General features: G+C 30.1%; 28 protein-coding genes and 1 pseudogene. 22 read left to right on the top strand and 7 right to left on the bottom strand.

The window, feature by feature from the left end:
- Positions 1 to 2 precede the first annotated feature (2 nt).
- Positions 3 to 431: a GerW family sporulation protein gene (gene ytfJ, locus ACTNBA_RS06655; RefSeq protein WP_346870788.1), complete on the bottom strand. Its 429-nt coding sequence runs from the start codon at positions 429 to 431 to the stop codon at positions 3 to 5.
- Positions 432 to 1,013, bottom strand: coding sequence for a hypothetical protein (locus ACTNBA_RS06650; RefSeq protein WP_441073138.1), 582 nt, complete (start codon positions 1,011 to 1,013; stop codon positions 432 to 434).
- A gap of 127 nt (positions 1,014 to 1,140) precedes the next feature.
- Here ACTNBA_RS06650 and ACTNBA_RS06645 point away from each other — a divergent pair, with 127 nt between their 5' ends.
- The 3 genes and pseudogenes from ACTNBA_RS06645 to ACTNBA_RS06635 all read left to right on the top strand — a co-directional run.
- Entirely contained in the window at positions 1,141 to 2,256 is a 1,116-nt protein-coding gene (locus ACTNBA_RS06645) for a D-alanyl-D-alanine carboxypeptidase (RefSeq protein ID WP_441073137.1), read from the top strand.
- 67 nt (positions 2,257 to 2,323) lie between these two features.
- Positions 2,324 to 3,361, top strand: coding sequence for a sulfide/dihydroorotate dehydrogenase-like FAD/NAD-binding protein (locus tag ACTNBA_RS06640; protein WP_346885097.1), 1,038 nt, complete (start codon positions 2,324 to 2,326; stop codon positions 3,359 to 3,361).
- Positions 3,358 to 4,356, top strand: a pseudogene (locus tag ACTNBA_RS06635) (FAD-dependent oxidoreductase); the annotation flags it as partial. The gene ACTNBA_RS06640 and the pseudogene ACTNBA_RS06635, both read left to right, overlap by 4 nt.
- Here the strand turns inward: ACTNBA_RS06635 and ACTNBA_RS06630 are convergent.
- The 3 genes from ACTNBA_RS06630 to ACTNBA_RS06620 are packed head-to-tail and all read right to left on the bottom strand — an operon-like array spanning position 4,306 to position 6,906.
- Positions 4,306 to 5,988 carry a recombinase family protein gene (locus ACTNBA_RS06630; RefSeq protein ID WP_441073136.1) on the bottom strand — a complete coding sequence of 561 codons (1,683 nt, stop codon included), beginning with the start codon at positions 5,986 to 5,988 and terminating at the stop codon, positions 4,306 to 4,308. The pseudogene ACTNBA_RS06635 and the gene ACTNBA_RS06630 overlap by 51 nt on opposite strands.
- Before the next feature lie 16 nt (positions 5,989 to 6,004).
- The gene (locus ACTNBA_RS06625; RefSeq protein ID WP_441073135.1) at positions 6,005 to 6,451 is read right to left on the bottom strand and encodes an ImmA/IrrE family metallo-endopeptidase; all 447 of its coding nucleotides are present in this window, start codon (positions 6,449 to 6,451) and stop codon (positions 6,005 to 6,007) included.
- Positions 6,452 to 6,465: 14 nt separating this feature from the next.
- Positions 6,466 to 6,906: a helix-turn-helix domain-containing protein gene (locus tag ACTNBA_RS06620; RefSeq protein ID WP_441073134.1), complete on the bottom strand. Its 441-nt coding sequence runs from the start codon at positions 6,904 to 6,906 to the stop codon at positions 6,466 to 6,468.
- A gap of 234 nt (positions 6,907 to 7,140) precedes the next feature.
- On the opposite strand from ACTNBA_RS06620, the gene ACTNBA_RS06615 reads away from it, so the two are divergent.
- The 18 genes from ACTNBA_RS06615 to ACTNBA_RS06530 all read left to right on the top strand — a co-directional run bounded on the left by ACTNBA_RS06615 (position 7,141) and on the right by ACTNBA_RS06530 (position 16,780).
- The gene (locus ACTNBA_RS06615) at positions 7,141 to 7,329 is read left to right on the top strand and encodes a helix-turn-helix transcriptional regulator (protein WP_441073133.1); all 189 of its coding nucleotides are present in this window, start codon (positions 7,141 to 7,143) and stop codon (positions 7,327 to 7,329) included.
- 120 nt (positions 7,330 to 7,449) lie between these two features.
- Positions 7,450 to 7,614 carry a hypothetical protein gene (locus ACTNBA_RS06610; RefSeq protein ID WP_441073132.1) on the top strand — a complete coding sequence of 55 codons (165 nt, stop codon included), beginning with the start codon at positions 7,450 to 7,452 and terminating at the stop codon, positions 7,612 to 7,614.
- A 164-nt stretch (positions 7,615 to 7,778) separates the two neighbouring features.
- Positions 7,779 to 8,024, top strand: a complete 246-nt coding sequence (locus ACTNBA_RS06605; RefSeq protein ID WP_441073131.1) for an AbrB/MazE/SpoVT family DNA-binding domain-containing protein — start codon at positions 7,779 to 7,781, stop codon at positions 8,022 to 8,024.
- A 14-nt stretch (positions 8,025 to 8,038) separates the two neighbouring features.
- Positions 8,039 to 8,170 carry a hypothetical protein gene (locus ACTNBA_RS06600; RefSeq protein ID WP_441073130.1) on the top strand — a complete coding sequence of 44 codons (132 nt, stop codon included), beginning with the start codon at positions 8,039 to 8,041 and terminating at the stop codon, positions 8,168 to 8,170.
- A gap of 19 nt (positions 8,171 to 8,189) precedes the next feature.
- Positions 8,190 to 8,765: a sigma-70 family RNA polymerase sigma factor gene (locus tag ACTNBA_RS06595; protein WP_441073129.1), complete on the top strand. Its 576-nt coding sequence runs from the start codon at positions 8,190 to 8,192 to the stop codon at positions 8,763 to 8,765.
- Entirely contained in the window at positions 8,766 to 10,073 is a 1,308-nt protein-coding gene (locus ACTNBA_RS06590; protein ID WP_441073128.1) for an SNF2-related protein, read from the top strand.
- 240 nt (positions 10,074 to 10,313) lie between these two features.
- On the top strand, positions 10,314 to 11,315 hold the full coding sequence (locus ACTNBA_RS06585; RefSeq protein WP_441073127.1) for a DNA polymerase III subunit beta family protein: 1,002 nt from the start codon (positions 10,314 to 10,316) through the stop codon (positions 11,313 to 11,315).
- 20 nt (positions 11,316 to 11,335) lie between these two features.
- Positions 11,336 to 11,818 (top strand): hypothetical protein, encoded by a 483-nt coding sequence (locus tag ACTNBA_RS06580; RefSeq protein ID WP_441073126.1) that lies wholly within the window; start codon positions 11,336 to 11,338, stop codon positions 11,816 to 11,818.
- Positions 11,819 to 12,085, top strand: a complete 267-nt coding sequence (locus ACTNBA_RS06575) for a hypothetical protein (RefSeq protein WP_441073125.1) — start codon at positions 11,819 to 11,821, stop codon at positions 12,083 to 12,085.
- A complete protein-coding gene (locus tag ACTNBA_RS06570) occupies positions 12,085 to 12,336 on the top strand; it encodes a hypothetical protein (protein WP_441073124.1) in 252 nt (83 codons plus the stop codon). Before ACTNBA_RS06575 ends, ACTNBA_RS06570 begins: the two co-directional genes overlap by 1 nt.
- Positions 12,337 to 12,430: 94 nt before the next feature.
- Positions 12,431 to 12,727 carry a VRR-NUC domain-containing protein gene (locus tag ACTNBA_RS06565; protein ID WP_441073123.1) on the top strand — a complete coding sequence of 99 codons (297 nt, stop codon included), beginning with the start codon at positions 12,431 to 12,433 and terminating at the stop codon, positions 12,725 to 12,727.
- Positions 12,715 to 12,858 (top strand): hypothetical protein, encoded by a 144-nt coding sequence (locus tag ACTNBA_RS06560; protein WP_441073122.1) that lies wholly within the window; start codon positions 12,715 to 12,717, stop codon positions 12,856 to 12,858. Before ACTNBA_RS06565 ends, ACTNBA_RS06560 begins: the two co-directional genes overlap by 13 nt.
- Complete coding sequence (locus ACTNBA_RS06555; RefSeq protein ID WP_441073121.1) at positions 12,858 to 13,181, top strand: hypothetical protein; 324 nt, start codon at positions 12,858 to 12,860, stop codon at positions 13,179 to 13,181. The genes ACTNBA_RS06560 and ACTNBA_RS06555 overlap by 1 nt, the downstream gene beginning before the upstream one ends.
- The gene (locus ACTNBA_RS06550; protein ID WP_441073120.1) at positions 13,182 to 13,514 is read left to right on the top strand and encodes a BC1881 family protein; all 333 of its coding nucleotides are present in this window, start codon (positions 13,182 to 13,184) and stop codon (positions 13,512 to 13,514) included.
- Positions 13,514 to 14,317, top strand: a complete 804-nt coding sequence (locus ACTNBA_RS06545) for an HD domain-containing protein (protein ID WP_441073119.1) — start codon at positions 13,514 to 13,516, stop codon at positions 14,315 to 14,317. The genes ACTNBA_RS06550 and ACTNBA_RS06545 overlap by 1 nt, the downstream gene beginning before the upstream one ends.
- Positions 14,318 to 14,320: 3 nt before the next feature.
- Positions 14,321 to 14,515 carry a hypothetical protein gene (locus ACTNBA_RS06540; protein WP_346890719.1) on the top strand — a complete coding sequence of 65 codons (195 nt, stop codon included), beginning with the start codon at positions 14,321 to 14,323 and terminating at the stop codon, positions 14,513 to 14,515.
- A gap of 2 nt (positions 14,516 to 14,517) precedes the next feature.
- On the top strand, positions 14,518 to 16,218 hold the full coding sequence (locus ACTNBA_RS06535) for an AAA family ATPase (RefSeq protein ID WP_441073118.1): 1,701 nt from the start codon (positions 14,518 to 14,520) through the stop codon (positions 16,216 to 16,218).
- A 103-nt stretch (positions 16,219 to 16,321) separates the two neighbouring features.
- On the top strand, positions 16,322 to 16,780 hold the full coding sequence (locus ACTNBA_RS06530) for a DUF669 domain-containing protein (RefSeq protein WP_441073117.1): 459 nt from the start codon (positions 16,322 to 16,324) through the stop codon (positions 16,778 to 16,780).
- A 42-nt stretch (positions 16,781 to 16,822) separates the two neighbouring features.
- Here ACTNBA_RS06530 and ACTNBA_RS06525 read toward each other — a convergent pair whose 3' ends face one another.
- Positions 16,823 to 17,185, bottom strand: a complete 363-nt coding sequence (locus tag ACTNBA_RS06525) for a DUF2513 domain-containing protein (protein ID WP_441073223.1) — start codon at positions 17,183 to 17,185, stop codon at positions 16,823 to 16,825.
- Positions 17,186 to 17,306: 121 nt separating this feature from the next.
- Between ACTNBA_RS06525 and ACTNBA_RS06520 the strand changes: the two genes are divergently transcribed.
- Complete coding sequence (locus ACTNBA_RS06520) at positions 17,307 to 19,019, top strand: hypothetical protein (protein ID WP_441073116.1); 1,713 nt, start codon at positions 17,307 to 17,309, stop codon at positions 19,017 to 19,019.
- Between the two features lie 205 nt (positions 19,020 to 19,224).
- Here ACTNBA_RS06520 and ACTNBA_RS06515 read toward each other — a convergent pair whose 3' ends face one another.
- A complete protein-coding gene (locus ACTNBA_RS06515) occupies positions 19,225 to 19,980 on the bottom strand; it encodes a hypothetical protein (protein WP_441073115.1) in 756 nt (251 codons plus the stop codon).
- Between the last annotated feature and the right edge of the window lie 152 nt (positions 19,981 to 20,132).

Genomic DNA, 20,132 nt, shown 5'->3' with positions numbered 1-20,132 from the left:
AGTTAATCGCAAGGGTCGCATGGGTTATAGACTTCAGAATAATTATCACCATTGACTTTATCTTTGTTAAATAGCCCAGAAATCATATCAATGGCCTGAGGCATTGCATCGATTATCTTATCGTATGGATTATACTCAGTCACGGAAAGAAATCTTATGGTATTTTTGTGTACAACTAAGAACCCCACTGGTTTTAAGGAGATTCCAGCACCAGATCCACCAGCAAAGGGATGCCTGTTAGAGGAATCTAAGTTAGTATCTTTAAATTCACTTCCACCTGAGGCAAAACCAAAGGATACCTTTGAAATTGGAATGATTGTGGTACCATCAGGTGCACTTACCGGATTACCGATAACTGTATCCACATCAATCATATTTTTAATATTTTCCATAGTCGACTTCATTAAATTTTCTATTGGATGACCGTCCATCTAAAATTCCTCCTTTAAATTCACTTTATCAAAGGAAGAAGTTTTTCGTACTTTGATAAGGTGATAAAAAATTACAATAACCATGTATATAATTTTTGCTATATTTATAAAAATTATACTAGTACTTTCAAATTTAAAGAAATTTTCATTATATTTAATATTGATAGTAGGAGTAAAATTTTTAACTTTAAAAAATAGATTTAAAATTGTTGAAATAAATGCTGTAATTTGATATAAAAAGCCGTAAGTAATAGCGTTTATAGCAGCATCTTCTATAGAGTAATCCATTCTAAATTTAGTACGTATAGTAAATTTAAATTTAGAATTAATAAAGAGCTCTATTATTCCTTTTAAATCTTTAAGTTTCAATTTTGAAATTTTTTCTTCGTTATCAGTTTTTACATAATCACTCCGTTTGTTTTTATTTTTAGCCTTAGTTTTTTTAGTTTTTGATGGAATTATTACTTTATTATATATTTTTAAGGTAAAAATTTCATTAGCATATATAAGTGTTATTTTTATTGGAATAGGAAATAATAAGACCAGTGTAACTATGGCTAAAATCCATAAAAAATATTTCATTAGTATACTAAACCTCCATAGTTTTATATCTGCAATTCTATCCAACTATGATTTATATATTCATGGTATACAAAAAAATAAAACTATTTGAGAATAAGTCACAAATTTAAGTTGGGAGTGTAAAAGGATGAAAAGAAGAGTATGTTGTTTTCTATTAATATTTTTATTTACTACAGTGAGTATTCCTATGAAAAACGTAGATGCAGCTCCAATAAGAGTAGATGCAGTATCTGCCATAGCTATAGATTCAGCTACTGGAACAATTTTATTTGATCAAAATGCCCATAAAGTTATACCTATGGCAAGTACAACAAAGATAATAACTGCTCTGGTTACTTTACAGTATGGAGATATAGATAGAGTTGTGGAAATATCTAAAAATGCAGCATCTATAAGAGGCTCTAAAGTAGGATATAAGGCTGGAGATAAGGTAACCATAAGAGAACTTTTATATGGTCTTATGCTCAAGTCAGGTAACGACTGTGCCATTGCTATTGCTGAAGGAACTAGTGGAACTGTAGAAAAGTTCTGTGAAGTCATGAATGAATTTGCAGTATCAATAGGTTTGTTAGATAGTCATTTTGAATCACCTCATGGTCTAGATAGTAACTCCCACTACTCTTCAGCCTATGATTTAGCTATAGCAACTAAAAAAGCTAAGGAGATTGAAGAATTTAATAAAATTGTATCTACTAAATTAATCTCGGGAGAAGAAGGAATAGAATTTACAAAACAATTTAATAATATAAACAAACTTTTATATTCAGAGCCTAATTGTACTGGAGTTAAGACTGGATATACAGGACAGGCTGGAAAATGTCTTGTTAGTTCCTTTAAAATAGAAAAAAATGAAATAATTGTAGTAACATTAAATTGTGTTCCAAGATGGAAAGAAAGTCAGAGAATTTATGAATATGTAAAAGATAATTATGAATATAAAAAAATTATAGAAGCTGGTGAAGTTATAGGAGATATAAAAGTTAAAGGAAAAGACAAGGGAATACCATTAGTTGCTGAAGAAGATTTAATTTTCCCTGTTAGAAATGAAGAAAAAATAGTCAAAGATATTGTTCTACCTAATTATGAGTTAACTACACCAATTAGAACTACAGATGATATAGGAATGCTTACCATAACCAATGAATTAAACTCTAAATATGCAATAACCCTTCATCTCAAAGAAGATATTGAAAAAATTGGAATATGGGATTACATTAAATACATGATTAATAAAGATGAATAGAATAAATAATATAAACCAAGGTAAAAACCTTGGTTTTTTTCATGGAAATAGTAGCAAATAACTTATTGTGAAATATTCTGATAATATAGTAATTTTGGAGGCACAGGTAATGGGCTATGAACCATATAACTGTATAGATTGTGGAAGTGAATACTGTCCATGTCATTTAGCTGAGTCAGGAAATTGCATTCTTTGTTCTCACTTAGATGGCAAAGACTTTTGTGATTGCGTAAATTGGAATGGAGTGTGTATATATCAGGAATTTATGCAAAACAATTTTAAGGCAAAGGAAGGAAGGAAACATCAAAGATTTCAAATTATAGATAAAGAACTAATAAATGAAAAGCTTATGATATTAAAGATTAAAGTTACTCAAAAACTAGCTAGCGAATTAGTTGGTCCTGGTTCCTTTGTATTTATTAGAAAAGAGGATTGTGAACAAGCCTTTGATACTCCCATTTGTGTTATGGATAGTGATACGGGAAATGATGTTATTACCTTGGCTATTGAATTAAAGGGACTTAAAACAAAGATACTTAAAGATGTAAATATTAATGAATATGTTTTAATTAAAGGTCCTTTTTGGAATGGAATTTTAGGACTTAATTCAGTGAATACCATTAAAAGAAATCATTGTGTTTTAGTATGTAGAGGTATAGGTCAAGCACCGATGGTACCTGTTATGGAGAAATTATACAATAATGAAAATACAATTACAGTAATTCTTGATGAAGGAACTTTAGATACAATATTTATAGAAAAGGAATTGAAAAAATATGCTACAGAAATAATTAAAACCAATACACTGCTTATGGGTGGAATTCTTGATTGTAAGTGTAGAAAGATTTTAGAAGGAATTTTAACTAAGGGTAATGTTGCTTTAGTGCATTGTGACAGTGCAGATGTGCTTAGTCATCAAATCATGAAAATAGTAGAAGCTTATGATAAGAACATTGAATTTTCTTGTTCCAATAATGCAAAAATGTGTTGTGGTGAAGGAGTTTGTGGTTGCTGTACAATTATGAATGATGATGAAAAATTGAGAAGACTGTGTAAGATGCAAACCAGTCCTAAATATATATTTGAAGGGAGAAGATTGTATTGAAGATAGTTATAATAGGGGGAGGCTGGTCTGGTTGTGCAGCTGCAATTTCTGCACGTAAAGCCGGAGCTGAAGTTGAAATATTTGAAAAAACAGATTTATTACTAGGACTTGGAAATGTTGGCGGAATTATGAGGAATAATGGAAGGTATACTGCAGCAGAGGAGCTTATAGCTCTAGGAGCTGGAGATTTAATCAACATAACTGATGCTAATACACTCCACAAAAATATAGATTTTCCAGGACATGAACATGCATGGCTTTACAATGTAAATAGAATAGAGCCAGCGGTAAGAAGACACATTGAAAAAATGGGAATAAAAGTTAGATTTGTAAGCCGTGTAGTAGATGTAAATATGGAAGGGATTAATATAAAGGGAATTTATCTTAGTAATGGTGAATATATAGAAGCAGATGCCTTTGTAGAAACTACTGGTTCTACAGGACCTATGGGAAATTGCTTACGCTATGGAAATGGTTGTTCTATGTGTATTTTAAGATGCCCAGCCTTTGGACCAAGAGTAAGTATTAGTTATAGAGCAGGTATAGAAGATATAAAAGGTGAAAGACAGGAAGATGTATTTGGTGCTTTCAGTGGATCATGCAAGTTGGAGAAGGATAGCTTATCAGAGAAAATAGTAAAACAGTTAGATGAAACAGGAGTAGTAGTATTAAAGGTTCCACCAGAGGATATAAATACGGATAAGTTAAAGCAAAAGGTTTGTCAACAATATGCACTAAAGGAATTCGCGGAAAATATAGTACTTTTAGATACTGGTCATGCTAAGTTAATGACTTCTTATTATCCCTTAGATAAACTTAGAAAAATTGAAGGTCTTGAAGAGGCAAAATTTGTAGATCCATATGCAGGTGGTAAAGGAAACTCCATTAGATATTTATCAGTTGCGCCAAGAAGTAATCAAATGAAAGTTGTAGGACTTGATAATTTATTCTGCGCTGGAGAAAAAAGTGGACTTTTTGTAGGACATACGGAAGCTAGACACTCTAAATTGCGATAAATTATTTTTAGAAATTATGCTAGATAGAGTGTCGTTAGCATTATCTAGTTTTTTTTTATTGAAGGTCAGTTCAAATTTACCATTTGTATATACTATACTTTCGAGTATACTTTTTAGTTTGTTTTGTCTCTGTTCAATTGTTAGTAATTCAAATGATGTATTAAAAGAATATAAATTATTAACTATGGAATATATATCTGCTTGTGCACTAGATAATTCTGCTTGTGAATTTAATAATGTTTCTTTTTTAGATGTAAGTTCCTTGATATTATTTTTTTCTTTTGATATTTCCGATAGTACTATCTTTGATACCTCTTCATCATCAATTAATTTTAATTTATTTAAAAGTTTAGATATCGATTTACTACTTTTTTCAATTTCACCATCTATACTTTCAGAAGTGAATTGAAAGTTATTTTTAGATGTTTCATTCAATGAGACTTCAAGTTCTTTAATTAAAATATCTAAATTATAGTTTTTTAAATATTTGATTAGTTTTTCTTCAAGTAAAATACCGTTTATATTTTTACTGGTGCAACGTGTTCCCCCGGAGTTGTTTTTCATTGTACAAGTATAATAGAAAGGTCTAACACCATCTTTCTTCACATGACCATAGGTGACTCTCATTGTACTTCCACAACTACAACGTAAAATTCCTGTAAGTAAAGCAGTATTTGTTTTTCCCAAGCGAGGAGCTTTGGATTTGTTAGACTTGAGTATGTTTTGAACTTGTAACCAATCAGCTGGAGATATTACACCTTTGTGGCTACTAACAGCTACTATTACATCATCTTTACTACCATACCGTAGCAAACCATTCCCATTAGGATTACCACAAACTTCATAATTTTTATTTGTTAAATACTGCATGACATTATCATTACTTTTAACATAAACTGGATTTTGGAGTATAGCATTTATCGCCGACTTATCCAAATCACCACCATTTTTACCTTTAAAGTTATGAGTCAGAGACCATTTACCAACTTGTGATAAAGATTTTTTTTCTAGGTATTTATTATAAATATCTTTTACAAGTTTGAGTTCTTCTTTATTTTCTTTTAGTTTAGTAACAGAGCGTTCTTTACCATAGTCATCAATGTAGTATTCCCTAGTGCCATCAAACCCAAGAGGTGCTTGACCTCCAAGCCATCTACCCATTTTAGCTAGTGTATACATATTATCTTTTATCCGTTCACCGAGTTGTTCAGTTTCTAATTGTGCCAATGAAGCGAGTATTCCCATAACAGCTCTTCCAAAGCTTGTAGATGTATCAAAACCCTCTGTGGCACTATACATGACACAATTATGCTCTTCGCACATAGCCATTGAATTGTGAATATCTCGAGCATTTCTTCCAAATCTATTAAGTTGATATATTACAATGTGGTTTATATCACCAGATTCTATTTTTTTCTTCATTTCTTTAAATTTAGGTCTATTTTCATTTCTACCAGTATAATCTTCATCAATATATATTTCAGCATTTTCTGGATCTATGTTAAATTTAAATTCAATAAACTTTTTACATTTAATTATCTGATTTTCTATACTCTCTCCCTTACCTGTGAATTTACTTTTGCGGGAATAAATAGCTATATTAGATTTCATAAATATAATCTCCTATCTAAATACAATTGAATTGATACAAGAGTTCAAATGGGACTTCTATACAGCTAGCAATTTGTTCAATACTCATACCCTCTAATTGTATTTCATCAAATTCTGAATTGGCTATTTTAAGGGCAAAATAGTTTGCTTGCTTTTCATATTTATCTTTGTTTATAAAAATTTTATTAAATGCAGCTGAACAAATATCTTTATGTAAAATGGCATGTGCAAATTCATGTCTTAATATAAACTTTTCTAGATTAATATCGATATCATTTCTTATAAAAACAACTTCTAACCCCATGTAATTTCTAATATATAAACTGTCATTTCCTTTTAATAATATATTATTTGCTTCAACTACTATTACTTCAATTTCAAATATATCTAAAAGTTCATAAATGTCATTTGTACTGTATTTATTAGATAAATCATCAATAATACCATCTATCCATTTATACATACTATCACCCTACTTTACTTCTTATACTTATAGCTTATCAATCTCATCTGATTCAATAATTCATTTGCGAACTCAATTAGATCTTCATCACTCATCTTGTTTACATCAAATCCACCATAACCCATTATAGTGGGTTGTTTTAATATAAATTTCATGGCTGCTTCTGGAGTTTTAAATTCTCCAGTTTCATATAACTCAACTTCTTCTTTAACTTGGTTAGAATTATCATCCCATTTTTCTAAATCATCATGTGTAACTGGATCAGTTTTCATAATTTCATCAATGCTAACTTCAAGTGCATTAGCTAATTTCTCTAGTATTGCAACACTTGGGTTTTTCTTTTCATCTCTTTCTAGAGCACTTATGTAACTAGCGTTAACACCGCTAAGTCTAGATAACTCATTTACTCCTATATTTTTAGACTCTCTTATGTATTTTATGTTCTTACCGAACATGAAAATCACTTCCTTTCACATATAGAATACCCAATAACTTATAAATGTATTCTCTAAGAATATAATATATGCTAGGAGAATATAAAGTCAATAGTAAATTAAAGAAAAATTGAGATATATGCTGTGAGAATATGGTAATTTGATTTAATCGTATTCTACGGGCATACATTAGCTTGATATGTTCTGATAGAACATGATACTATATTCTCACAGGATACGAAAGGGGGTTGTGAAATGGGAAACAAACTAAAGACACGCAGAAAAGAATTAGATATGAGTGTTTATGAATTAGCAGAAATGACAGGTCTGTCAGTTACTTATATCTCAAATCTAGAAAATGAACAAAGGACAAATCCAAGCAAAGGAACGATGGAAAAAATAGCAGAACACTTAAAGTCAACTGTAATTGAATTGTTTTTTTAGAATTAGGAGTCAATGGGCTTACTAATGACCATTAGGTATATAAAGCAAATAAATAAAGATGTAACTAAATAATACCATTTGCATAAATTATATCATGGAGAATTTTATGGAGAATTTAAAATGGACTTTATATTTGTAGTAAAAAATGAACCTTCTGAAGAAATAGTTAAAGAATTTCATAAGGGAATAGCAAATGATTTGATAGAAAATTATGGTGTTGAAACTATGAAGGAAGTTTTAAGACAAATGAAATTGAAAACACTTAAAGAAAAGCAGGCTGAATAGCCTTTTACTTAAAACACTTTTCATAAATTGGACAAACAGTTGTCATTATACTATATGCAGATTACACCAAGGATGTGACAAAATTATTCAATAGGCTCTACGGAGGGTAAAAGTATTCAAGCAGCTCCAACATGAGGGTAAAGAATTTTAAGGAGGAAATATAAATGAAATCAACAGGTATGGTAAGAAGAATAGATGACTTAGGTCGTGTTGTAATACCAAAAGAATTAAGAAGGACATTTAATATTGCAGAAGGTGATCCAATTGAAATATTTACAGATGGAGATTCTGTAGTTTTAAGAAAATTTCAAGTTAAATGTGTTTTCTGTGGAGCAGAAGAAAATCTAAAAGATTATATAGGCTCTAAAGTATGCCAAAACTGTGTAACTGCTGTTAGAAAATTTAAATAGAAGGGAGATAAAACATGAAGCACAATAAAGCTTGCAAAGGATGTAGTAAGAAATTTAAGTGGGAATTGCTTTATACATTAAGATGTTTAGCAGCAGTATCCTTGGTGTGTATGACATTCATAATAGTTGCAAGTATTATCTACTAAAGAAGGAGGAAAGAGTAAGGTGGATTATACAAAGGAAATTAAAATTAAAGGTAAGATTCACAATATGACATTTAATGAATGTTATGGACAGTTTGAAGTTTTTAGAAATAGTTTAAGTTACAAATATAAGTCATTACCACTGGAAAGAGAAGATATAGAGCAAGAAATATCAATGAGTTTTTATAAAGCTTTTAAAAGTTATGATATAAATCGTGGATTTGAATTTATAACTGTAGCCCAAAAGACAATACAAAATGATTTAGCCAAGATATATAGGAGTAACAATACTAATAAGCGTAAGGTTAATAAAAATATAATATCTCTAAATAGTCATGTTAGGGAAGCTAAAGATAAACCGGTTGAAATTCTAGACACAATACAAATTGATAGCTTTGAAAATATAGCATGTGAAATGATAGATATAATCAGAGGAATTAGTAATTTGGATTATGATCATGGGTTAGCAATAAGGTTATTATATCAAGGATACAAACAAGAGGAAATTGCAGAAACATTAAATTGTAGTCAAGTTAAGATATCTAGATATAAGAGGAGTTTTAAGCAATTGATTGATAAAGAAAGAGTGGTGAGTTAATTGAATGAAGTAAAGTTATTACCACATCAAGAAGGTGTTCTAGTTGCCACTAGAAATTTCAATAGATGTGCTCATTATCTAGACATGGGATTAGGTAAGACATTTACAGGTTCAGAAAAATTAAAAGAGCTCAATGCCAATGTAAATTTGATAATCTGCCAAAAATCAAAATTACAAGATTGGTATGAGCACTTCAAAACTTATTATCCAGAGTATAACACATTTATTTACAGTAAAACAAGAGAAATTCCTACTAAATCAGTAATTATTATAAATTATGACTTGGTGTGGAGAAGAAAAGTATTACTAGAACTTAAAGATTTTACATTAATGTTAGACGAGTCAAGTTGTATCAAGAATGAAAAATCAAATAGAACTAAATTTATACTTAAGATGAAACCAGCTAATGTAATACTTCTTAGTGGTACACCTACTGGTGGAAAGTATGAGGAATTATATTCCCAATGTAAATTACTTGGATGGAAAATCAGTAAAAAAGCCTTTTGGGATACTTATATTGTTACTAGAAAGATGGACATTAATGGATTTAGTATACCAATAGTAGTTGGTTATAAGAATGTAGACAGGCTTAAAGCAAAACTTAGAGAGTACGGAGCAGTGTTCATGAAAACAGATGAAGTTATAGATCTTCCGGAACAACTAGATAATGTAGTGAAAGTTGAGTCTACTAAAGAATATAAGAAGTTTACTAGAGATAGAGTAATTACAATAGATACTAAAAATCTATGTGAATTTAAAGATGATAGTGATTTCTATGGTAAAGATGTTACTCCAAGAGTTGAACTCATAGGAGATACTACTCTTACTAAGATGCTATATCTAAGACAATTATCCAGTCAATATAACAATAATAAGCTAGCAGCACTTAAGGATTTACTAGAAAGTACTGAAGATAGACTAATTATATTCTATAACTTTACTCAGGAATTAGATGAAATTAAAAGCTTGTGTAAGCAGTTAGATAAACCAGTATCAGTTGTAAATGGTAAATCTAAGAGTTTGAAAAACTATGAATCAAAAGATAATTCAGTAACTCTTATTCAATACCAGGCTGGAGCCATGGGACTCAACTTACAGAAATCTAATAAGATAATATACTTCAGTTTACCTTTATCCAGTGAGTTATTTGAACAGAGTAAAAAAAGAACTCATAGAATTGGTCAAAAGAAGAGCTGTTTATATTATTACTTAATAACAAAAGACTCTATAGATGAAAAGATTTATGAGGTGTTAGGTCAAAGAAGAGATTTCACTAATGCATTGTTTGAAGAAAATGAATATTTATAGACCGATATTATACCTTAAAAAGATAATAAAAAGTTTTTTCTATTGAATTTAAAGGCTTAACATAGTATAAAAATTAGAAAAATATCGATGCAAATCAAATCTTAACTATAATAGATATTAACTTAAAAGAAGAATTAAAGGAGTGGAATTTATGAAATTAAAAGCAGTTGAGTATGTTCCTAAGGATTTTGAACCAGGTAAGACAAATTCAAACTTTAATTATAGATAGGAGGACTTATTTTGAAAATAAAAATAAATGTTGATGATATACATCAAGTGCTGAAAGCTAGTACTGGTGAAAATATATCAATAATCTCCGGTGAAAACACTGTTCATACTATATCTGATATTAAAAATGGCATTGATGATTTAAGTTCAGACCATGTGATGTGTAAATCAGATTATCCATGGATAGAGCAGCGAGGTAAAACTTTAATATCTAGACAAGTACTTCAATCATTACCAACTAGCGGAGAGTTAACTATAACTGAAGACACTCTTGAATGTGGAAATAGAAAGATAGGCTATAAATCTAATAGATGTGATGTTGAGTCAATTAGTAATTTCACAGAGATAGCTACTATTAATACAGAAATATTTAATGACTTAATTGAAGTTGAATATGCACTTGCTAAAGATGAAACAAGACCAACATTAACCGCAGTGTGTATATCTGGTAATGAATTTGTAGCTTTAGATGGTTTTAGAATTGCTATAAGAAAATCAAATGAAATTAATGTCGAGGAGACTTTACTACCAGGTAAACTCATTAAAGCTTATAAGAAAATAAAGAGCAAAGTTAATGAAGTCACAATATTAGAAACAGAGAATAGAGTTGCTTTAAAAGTTGGGAATATAGTCATTGTAGTTACTAAGCTTTTAGGTGATTACATCAAGTATAAAAGCGTAATACCAACTGAGTTTAGTAGACAAGCTGAGATTAATTCAAAAGAGCTGTTGAGCATACTTAAATCATATAAAAAAGTGGATTATGTAATTCTTAATTTTACAGAGGAAGAACTTAAAGTAACTGCTAAAAATGAAACTTTAACTATTGAAGATAAGCTTGATTGTAAGTTCAAAGGTGAAAACTTAGAAATTGCATTTAATCACAAATACTTAATGGAAACTATCAAGCATTATGAAAATTTAACAATGAAGTTTACCTATAGTGTAGGACCTATGATTATTACTGATGATGAAAGTAAGTTGGATGTACTTTTACCAGTAAGAATTAAATAAAAACTAAGGAGGAAAATTTAATGGAATTAAAAACAGTAGAAGAGTATTCAAGGGAAATGACTAGAGAGGAATTTGACAAATTTACAGAGGAGCAAGAGTTGTGTCCTAGTAATCTGGGTTTAAATGACGTTAATGAGTGCTTTAATCAATGCGAATCATGTTGGGACAATGTGCTAGTGGGCATTACGTTTAAAGCAGCAGTACCATCACTACCTAAGGAAACATTACCAGTGTTAAATCGTCTAGCTGAAATAGAAAAGGCTTATAAGAAAATGGATGAAGAGAGAGATAAATTAAAAGCAGATCTACTAGCAGCAATGGAAAAGCATAACATAAATAAATGGGAAAATAATGTAATGTCAGTAAGTTATGTAGCTCCAACAACTAGAACGTCAATAGATAGTAAGACTTTAAAGAAAGACATGCCAGAAGTGTTTAGGAAGTATAGTAAAACTTCCAATGTTAAATCTAGTGTGAGATTTAAGTTGAAGGAGGTTGAGTAAATGCCTACTTTAGTTGGAATCGTAGAAAAACCACAATTTGATACAGATGTATTCAAACAGGGTAGAGCAGTAAATATAAAACAATATGCTCTAAGTAATGGTTTTAAACTTAAGGATAACGATGGACTTATTGGAAGAGTCAACCCACTTGAAATAGTAATTTGGGTATATGACAAACATTTAAATGATTGTGAATCTATGGAAGTTACAATAGATTCAGTTATTAGTGGAGAGTGTGAAATTTCATTACTTAAGGAGGTTAAATAGTGAATATTGGGGACAAGTACAAGATAGAATCTGACGAGCTAAATGTAACTTTATATGAGAAGTATATCTCTGAAAAAGGTAAGAATAAAGGAAAACCTCAATGGAAGCCAGTTAGTTATCATGGAAATATTGAAATCGCATTGAAGAGCTTAGTTGATAAAGAAATCAATGGTACTGGATTAATAGATATTCAAACAGTAGTAACTAAAGTTGAGGAGCTTAAAAAGCTTATTAGTGAGGTGATTAAATAATGGATACAGGATATACATTTGACATAAATAATTGTGAAATTACTTATATATCACCATTGGAAGATGGGTTTATACCAGTAGAGGATGAAGAATAATGGCAGCTGAAAAAGAGTTTGAAAACCAAATTAAAAAATTCTTAACTCAACTACCTAACACTTGGCACTTTAAATATTGGGCAGGTCCTTATTCAAAATCCGGAATACCTGACATTATAGCATGTGTGAATGGGCACTTTGTGGCTATAGAAGTTAAAGGTCCTAGTGGACATGCTAGTGAGTTACAGAAACGTAATATAAGGCTTATAAAAGAGTCTAAAGGTTATGCATGTGTAGTTTATCCTAAAGACTTTGAAAAGCTTAAAAAGGAGCTTATGGAGCTATGCAAAAGCTAAGCAAATCTGAATTTATGAGTAAAGTTATCAATGATACTTATGCTAAGAAATTTGCAGATAAGGAAAAGTCAATAGCTGCAGATATTCATATAATACAGAATTTTCATAAAATACAAAGGAGGACAAGGTAATGGCAAAAGAAAAATGGCAAGAAGATGCTGCTGAAATGATTAGTAATATCATAGATTTTAAAGAAAGTATTAAAAATACTCAAATGGACTTGGATAGTGAAAAAGAAAGACTTGCAAATCTACTAAAGGAACACCATATTTCACAATTCACTTGTGAAGCTGGTAAAGCTAACTTTGTTAAGTTTGAGAGAGAAGGACTTATTAAAGACAATGTAGTTGATACTGTGGAAGGTGTAAATAAAGGTCATATTAAGAAGATTAACATGAGAGACCTCACCAAAGACATTAACGTGTGTTTCATAAATGTAAGGGGGTATATGTAAGTGGTTAAAGTTAAATTATTTTATGGAGCATCTAGTGATAGCATCGAAAAATTAAACGACTTTCTGTCAACAGTGAAAGTAATAGACGTTAAATATCAAATGACAGATGAAAATGATGCATTTGTGGTAATTTATGAGGACTCAACTAATTTATCAGAAGTACCAACTTGTAAATTAGTCGAAGAGCTTAAAAACAGAGAAGGTGTAATAACTCATGAAATTGCTCCATATACAGCTGAGTATAGTATTTCTGTTAAATCTACAGAAACGGAAGTAGTAAATTTATTAAGTGAAAATGATTCTGGAGCAATAATCTTGGAGGTAATTGACTAATGATTAATATAAAGAAAGTAAATGATAAGTTAAATGTTTGGTTTGAATACGATACCGACACAGTTAATAAGATTAAAACTATACCAGGAAGAAAGTATAATCCTAGCAATAAATCATGGAATATGCCATTACAAGCTATTCATAAACTTAAAGAGTTATTCAATGATTTAGATATATCAGAAGATGTAGATCAAGAATATGTTACTCCTAAGTATGACTTTAAAACTGAGGTAGATACCATAGGATATAAACCACTTAAATTATTTACAAAATGGTGTCTAGAGCAACTACCGGATTATTTCTATGAAGTTGCAGCAAGCTCTAGTGGTAAATATCATCCAGCATATACACAAGGTGAAGGTGGACTAGTAAGACATACTCAAGCAGCAGTAAGAATTGCAAATGAGCTATTTAAAAATGAAACAGTTCAAAAATTTGATGACTTAGAAAAAGACATAATAAGAGTTTCATTATTACTACATGATGGAGTTAAGCATGGTGTAGATGGTTCAGCTCATACAGTGGCTACACATCCATTAGTGGTAGTTGAGTATTTAGAGGATAGATACTTTGAAGTATCTGAGGAAAGTCTTCCGGATGAAGTAATAGAGATTATGGAAGTAGATATTTGGTATCAAATTACCGAATGTATTAAATCACACATGGGGCAATGGAATACAGACTATAAGAGTGATGAAGAAATACTTCCTAAGCCTGAAACTGATATGCAGAGATTTGTACACTTATGTGATTACCTAGCTTCACGTAAGATGTTAGAAGTTAATTTTGATGTGGAGGGGTAGGATATGGAAAAGTTATTAACTAAAGAAGAAAGAGAAATAGTTGTAATACAATTAACTGCTAGATGTGATTATTTCCAAAAAGAAATGACAGAAGAAGCTAAGAATTCTAATTATAGAAGAGTTGAAGAAATTGCTACTTTTCTACCAAAACTTAAATCAGCTACTTATAAAATTATGGATATGAAATGTGGTGACTAAATATGCAATATTCACATTCAAAAGTAGAATGTCACATTAGTTGCCCATATAAATACAAATTACGATATGTAGACAAGCTAAAAACTATTCCAGATTACTCAGCTGACAATGCTTTAATATGTGGAAATACAATTCATATGGGCGCTGAGAAGGATTTAAAATCAGCTTTAGACTTCTACTATTCTAACTATCCAATTATCACTGATAGGCATGTTGAAGAGGTTATAAAGTTTGAATATTTAATACCTAAAATTCATGAGCTATTAGCTGATATAAATGTGTATAAAAAGGAATTTAGAATTAACACTCCAAGATTCATTGGAATAGTAGATTTAATAACTAAAAATGATGATGGTTCTGTAGATGTGTTTGATTATAAGTACAGTAACAATTATGAGAAGTATTCAGAATCACCACAACTTCATCTATATAAGTACTTCTTAGAGCAAATAGGATTTAAGGTTAGAAAGTTAGGATTTATATTCATTCCTAAAGTTTCAATAAAGCAAAAGCAAGAAGAAACACTATATCAATTTAGGAAAAGATTAGACCTGGAACTAAAGGACTCAAAGATTAAAATCATGGAAATTAAATATGATGCATCTAAGGTAATTGAATATATGGACAGCATAATAAACATTACTGAGGATGATAAATATAAGAAAAATCCAACGGGATATTGTTCCTGGTGTGATTATGAAAAATATTGTTTAAAAGGAGAAGATTATATGATATTACCAAGTAACCAAAGAAGAGAGAAGAAAATCGACAAAAATCCAGACCTATGGATTTATGCACAAAGCTATGTTGGAAAGAGTACATTTGTTGACCAATATGAGGATTTATTATTCTTAAATACAGATGGAAATACAGATAATACTACAGCGCCGGTTATCAAAATAGCTAATGAAGTAACTGTAACAGGAAGGATAACTAATACTAAGATGGCTTGGGAGATTTTCAAAGAAGTAATAAGTGAATTAGAAAAGAAAGAGAATGATTTCAAGAGAGTTTGCATTGACCTGGTAGAGGATTTATATGAACACTGTAGACTATATGTTTATGATAAATACGGTTGGGAGCATGAATCAGACGGGGGATATGGAAAAGGATATGACATGGTTAAAACAGAGTTTTTAAGTAATATGAAAAGACTTAAAGCTCTAGGATATCAAATAATATATATTTCAAAAGAAGTTGCTACAGAAGTAACTCAAAAGAATGGTAATAAGTATACAACTTATAAACCTAATATAGGTGATAAAGTGGCCAATGTATTAGCTGGAACAGTTGATTTAACTATTAGAGCTTATATGAATGGTGAAGAAAGATTTATTCAGTTAGCTAAAGATGAAAATGTGTTTGGTGGAGGAAGATTTAATTTTAAAATTAAGAAATGCCCACTTAATATGGAAGAGTTCACAGAAGCTTTAATTGGAGCTCAAGAGTTAGTTGGAAATGTTTCTGATAAAGTAGATGTTCCAAAGGAAGATGAAAAATCATCTTCAAATAGAAGAAGATCTAAAAAAGAAGAGTCACCAGCAGCTGAAGAACCAAAAGATGAAGTAACTCAAGTTGAAGAAGCTACACCTAATGATGAAGTTAAAGCAGATGAAGAGGACGAGGTAAAAGAAGAAGTTCAAAATGAGGACAAACCTTCTGATGAAAAACCTCGTAGAAGAAGGTCAAGAAAAACAGAGTAATTCAACCCGGTCATTTTTGACCAAGTTATTAATTACTAAATAAGGTTATGAGGGAGCCATAAATCCCTCAATTAATCTAAAGATAAATGGAGGAATGTAAAAAATGGCAAAAGAAATATGGGATGAATTTGATGAGAAAATTGATACTGAAGGATTAAAAAAAGATGCAGAAGAAGCTGCTAAAAATGGTGGTGGAGATTTTAAAGAAGTTCCTCTTGGAACTTATGAAGTTGAAGTTAATAAGCTTGAACTTAAGAAGTCTAAAAAAGGAGATCCTATGCTTTCAGTTTGGTTCAAGATATTAACTGGTGAATATAAAGGTAGCTTAATATTCTATAACCAAGTAATGACTCAAGGTTTTGGAATTCACAATGCCAATGAAATGCTTAGAAGTTTAGATTCAGGAGTAGACATAGAGTTTACAAACTTCAAGAAGTATCATGAAATGTTACTCGATGTACTTGAAGTAGTAGAGGGAACATTGGAATATGCATTAGAGTATGGAGAAAATAACAAAGGTTATAATACTTACAAAATTATAGATGTGTTTGATAAAGAGTAAAGACAACTGAGGGAGAATTTCTCCCTCTTTAGATATTAAAAATTATATTTGTAAATATTGTTGAAGAACTGTAGGTGCCAATTGAATTAGTAAGCTTAGTGATACTGAAGATAATTTACTAGTTTTTTCTTTGAGTAATCTCCAGACTTTATTATCACGAATATTATCTAGATATTGATGACCTTGCCAGGATAATCTGGAAATTAATTTAGGTTCATTATCAGCAAATGAAACATTATCAACTAATCTAGCTTGACGTATCATGCAAATATGATAAAAGATAGTATTTTTATCATATTTCAGATCTTTAACTAACACATCAGAATTAATACAACTTTTTTCATAATCAGTATTAGCTTCAATATATAGTAGAATATCACGAATACAATCATTATTTAATCTCATTTTAACCACCCCTTTAGAATTATTTTACTACAATAAAAACAAGGAGTGTTAATGATTAAATATTATTTTAATAATAGAGAACAGATGTGGAAGAATCATTAATTAAGGAGAGTGATAACTAATGTTATTTTATGACTTTGAAGTTTTTCCATATGATTGGTTAGTAGTCATTAAAGATACTGACACCAGGACTACTCATACAGTAGTAAATGATCCTGAAGCTCTCAGAAATTTATATGAATCTAATAAAAATAATATATGGGTGGGATTTAACTCTAGGAGCTATGACCAATATATTTTAAAAGGAATCTTATTAGGATTAAGTCCACAAGAAATTAATAATCACATCATAGTTTCAGGTCAAGGTGGATGGTCGTTCAGTAGAGCTTTCAATAAGATTAAACTTTACAATTATGATGTTATGACTGATAAATTCAAAGGCCTAAAGCAGTTAGAAGGATTCATGGGAAATGATATAAGGGAAACTATAGTTAATTTTAATACTAATAGGAAACTTACACAGGATGAAATTGAAGAAGTTATATTCTATTGTAACCATGATGTAGAACAGACAATGCATGTATTTATGAACAGAAAAGAAGAATATGATAGTCACATGAGCCTTATAAAAACTTTTAGTTTACCTTTAAGTTATATAAATAAAACTAAGGCCCAGTTATCAGCTATTATTCTTGAAGCAGATAGGGTTCATGATAGAAATGATGAATTTGACATTACTATAGTTGATACCTTAAGGCTTAATAAATATAAACATATTATGGAGTGGTACAAGAATCCTATAAATAGAGATTATAAGAAGTCATTAGATATTGATGTAGCAGGAGTACCTCATACTTTTGGATGGGGAGGACTCCATGGAGCTAGAACCCAATATCAAGGTGAAGGAATATTTATTAACTCAGATGTAGGAAGTTTTTATCCAGCATTAATGATTGAATATAATTTCTTATCCAGGAATGTAAGGCATCCTGAAAAGTATAAAGAAATCAGAGATAAGAGATTGGAATTAAAAAAGGTAAAAGATCCTAGACAATTACCTTATAAAATTGTTCTTAACTCAACTTATGGAGCTAGTAAAGACCAATATAATAATCTCTATGACCCTCTACAAGCTAACAATGTATGTATCAATGGACAATTACTCCTATTGGACTTAATAGAGCACCTAGAGCCTTATTTTGAGCTTATACAGAGCAATACTGATGGTGTTATGTTTAAGCTTAAATCAGAAAAAGATATTGATAAGTACAAAGATATATGTAAAGAGTGGGAAGAGCGTTCAAGAATGAGTTTAGAGCATGACATTATTAATAAAGTAGTTCAAAAGGATGTTAATAATTACATCATTGTTATGGAAGATGGAGAGGTTAAATCTAAAGGAGCATATGTCAAGAAACTTGATAAGCTAGATAATGACTTACCAATAGTTAATCAAGCTCTTATGGATTATTTTATAAAAGGTATTCCAGTTGAGGAAACCATAAATAATTCTAATAGACTTATTGATTTTCAAAAGGTTGTGAAGGTATCTAGTAAATATCAATATGCATTACATGGTGATAAAAAGTTAAATGAGAGGATACTAAGAGTATTTGCTTCAAAGAACTATTTAGACCAAGGAGTTTATAAAGTAAATAGTAAAGGTAAGCCTGAGAAAATAGCTGGAACTCCTGAAAGATGCTTTATAGATAATGGGGATATAAATAATAAAAGAATATCTAGAAAGTTAGATAGAGATTGGTATATAGATGTAGCTAAGAAAAGAATAGTTGATTTTATAGGTGATGGCGTAGAACAGATGAGTTTATTTTAATAATTAAAATTGAAGTTTAAAAAAATTGTGAAGGAGTGAAATATATGGATAGCAAGCCATATTGTCAAGAGGATTATGATGATGCAAAACTAAAAGGCCTTGATTTAGATAACTAGAATGACTATTTAAGATATTATGGTTTAGGTTCAAATGATGAAGAATAGTTTACAATGCAAATAATTGAGGACTAAAAAGCCCTCAATTATTATTCTGAACCTAATACTATAATTTGTTTAGTAGATTCAATATCACAAGAATTATTATCCCAGTTACCTAAAATACATATATGTGCTGATTTGTAAGTTTCTTTATTTTTAAATATTTTCTTCTTAATTTTCTCATAATCAGCAGTATTTTTGAATTTAACTGATACATCAAATTTATTTTTCAGTTTTTGGTCAATTGGATAATGAAAAGAGATTGTATTTTTGTCATCCTTGTATTGGTAAAACAATGCTTCAACTAATCTTAACCCCCAAAACTTCTTATGTATAAAAAGAAAATTATTCCTGCTATCTGCTAGTAAATCAATAATCTTTTTATCATTAATAGGATAATTAATGTCATGGCTTTTACAGAAGTAATATAGTTTGCTAGTAGTAGTAATCTTTTCATCATTAGAAGTGCTTGGTGAACGTGGAGATTTTTGTTTGGAGCCAGATGAAGTGTTTTCCGAAGGCTTTTTTATAACAGAACCATATAAGTCTTCAATGGAAAAATTGTTAGTGTCGTATTTTGATTTAGATTTTTTAATTTTTCCAATAGTACAAAAATCACTGTGGCTATGTAATCTTAATGGGGAAAAATAGGGGTTAACATCACCACTAAGAGAACGCAATGTCATTTTAGCAGTACAGTGAGGGGTTGGACAATAGTATTCTTCTCCAAGATTAGTTGAATCACAATCTTCAGCGTAAAGTTCTTTTGTACGTTTTTCATCTAAGTAAACATAATTCGACATATAATACCTCCTGCAAATAAAACTATAGTATTATTTTACATCTTATGAATCAAAAATTAAATAGTCAATAGAATGCTTGAAGATTATAAAACAAAAATAGAGCTGTAGCCTTCAGCTCATGAAAAAAGACGACTTTGTTAAAATTAATAATT

The organism is Clostridium sulfidigenes, assembly GCF_052067195.1.
GTDB lineage: Bacteria > Bacillota > Clostridia > Clostridiales > Clostridiaceae > Clostridium_J > Clostridium_J sulfidigenes.
This window is presented reverse-complemented; position numbering and strand designations above follow the sequence as displayed.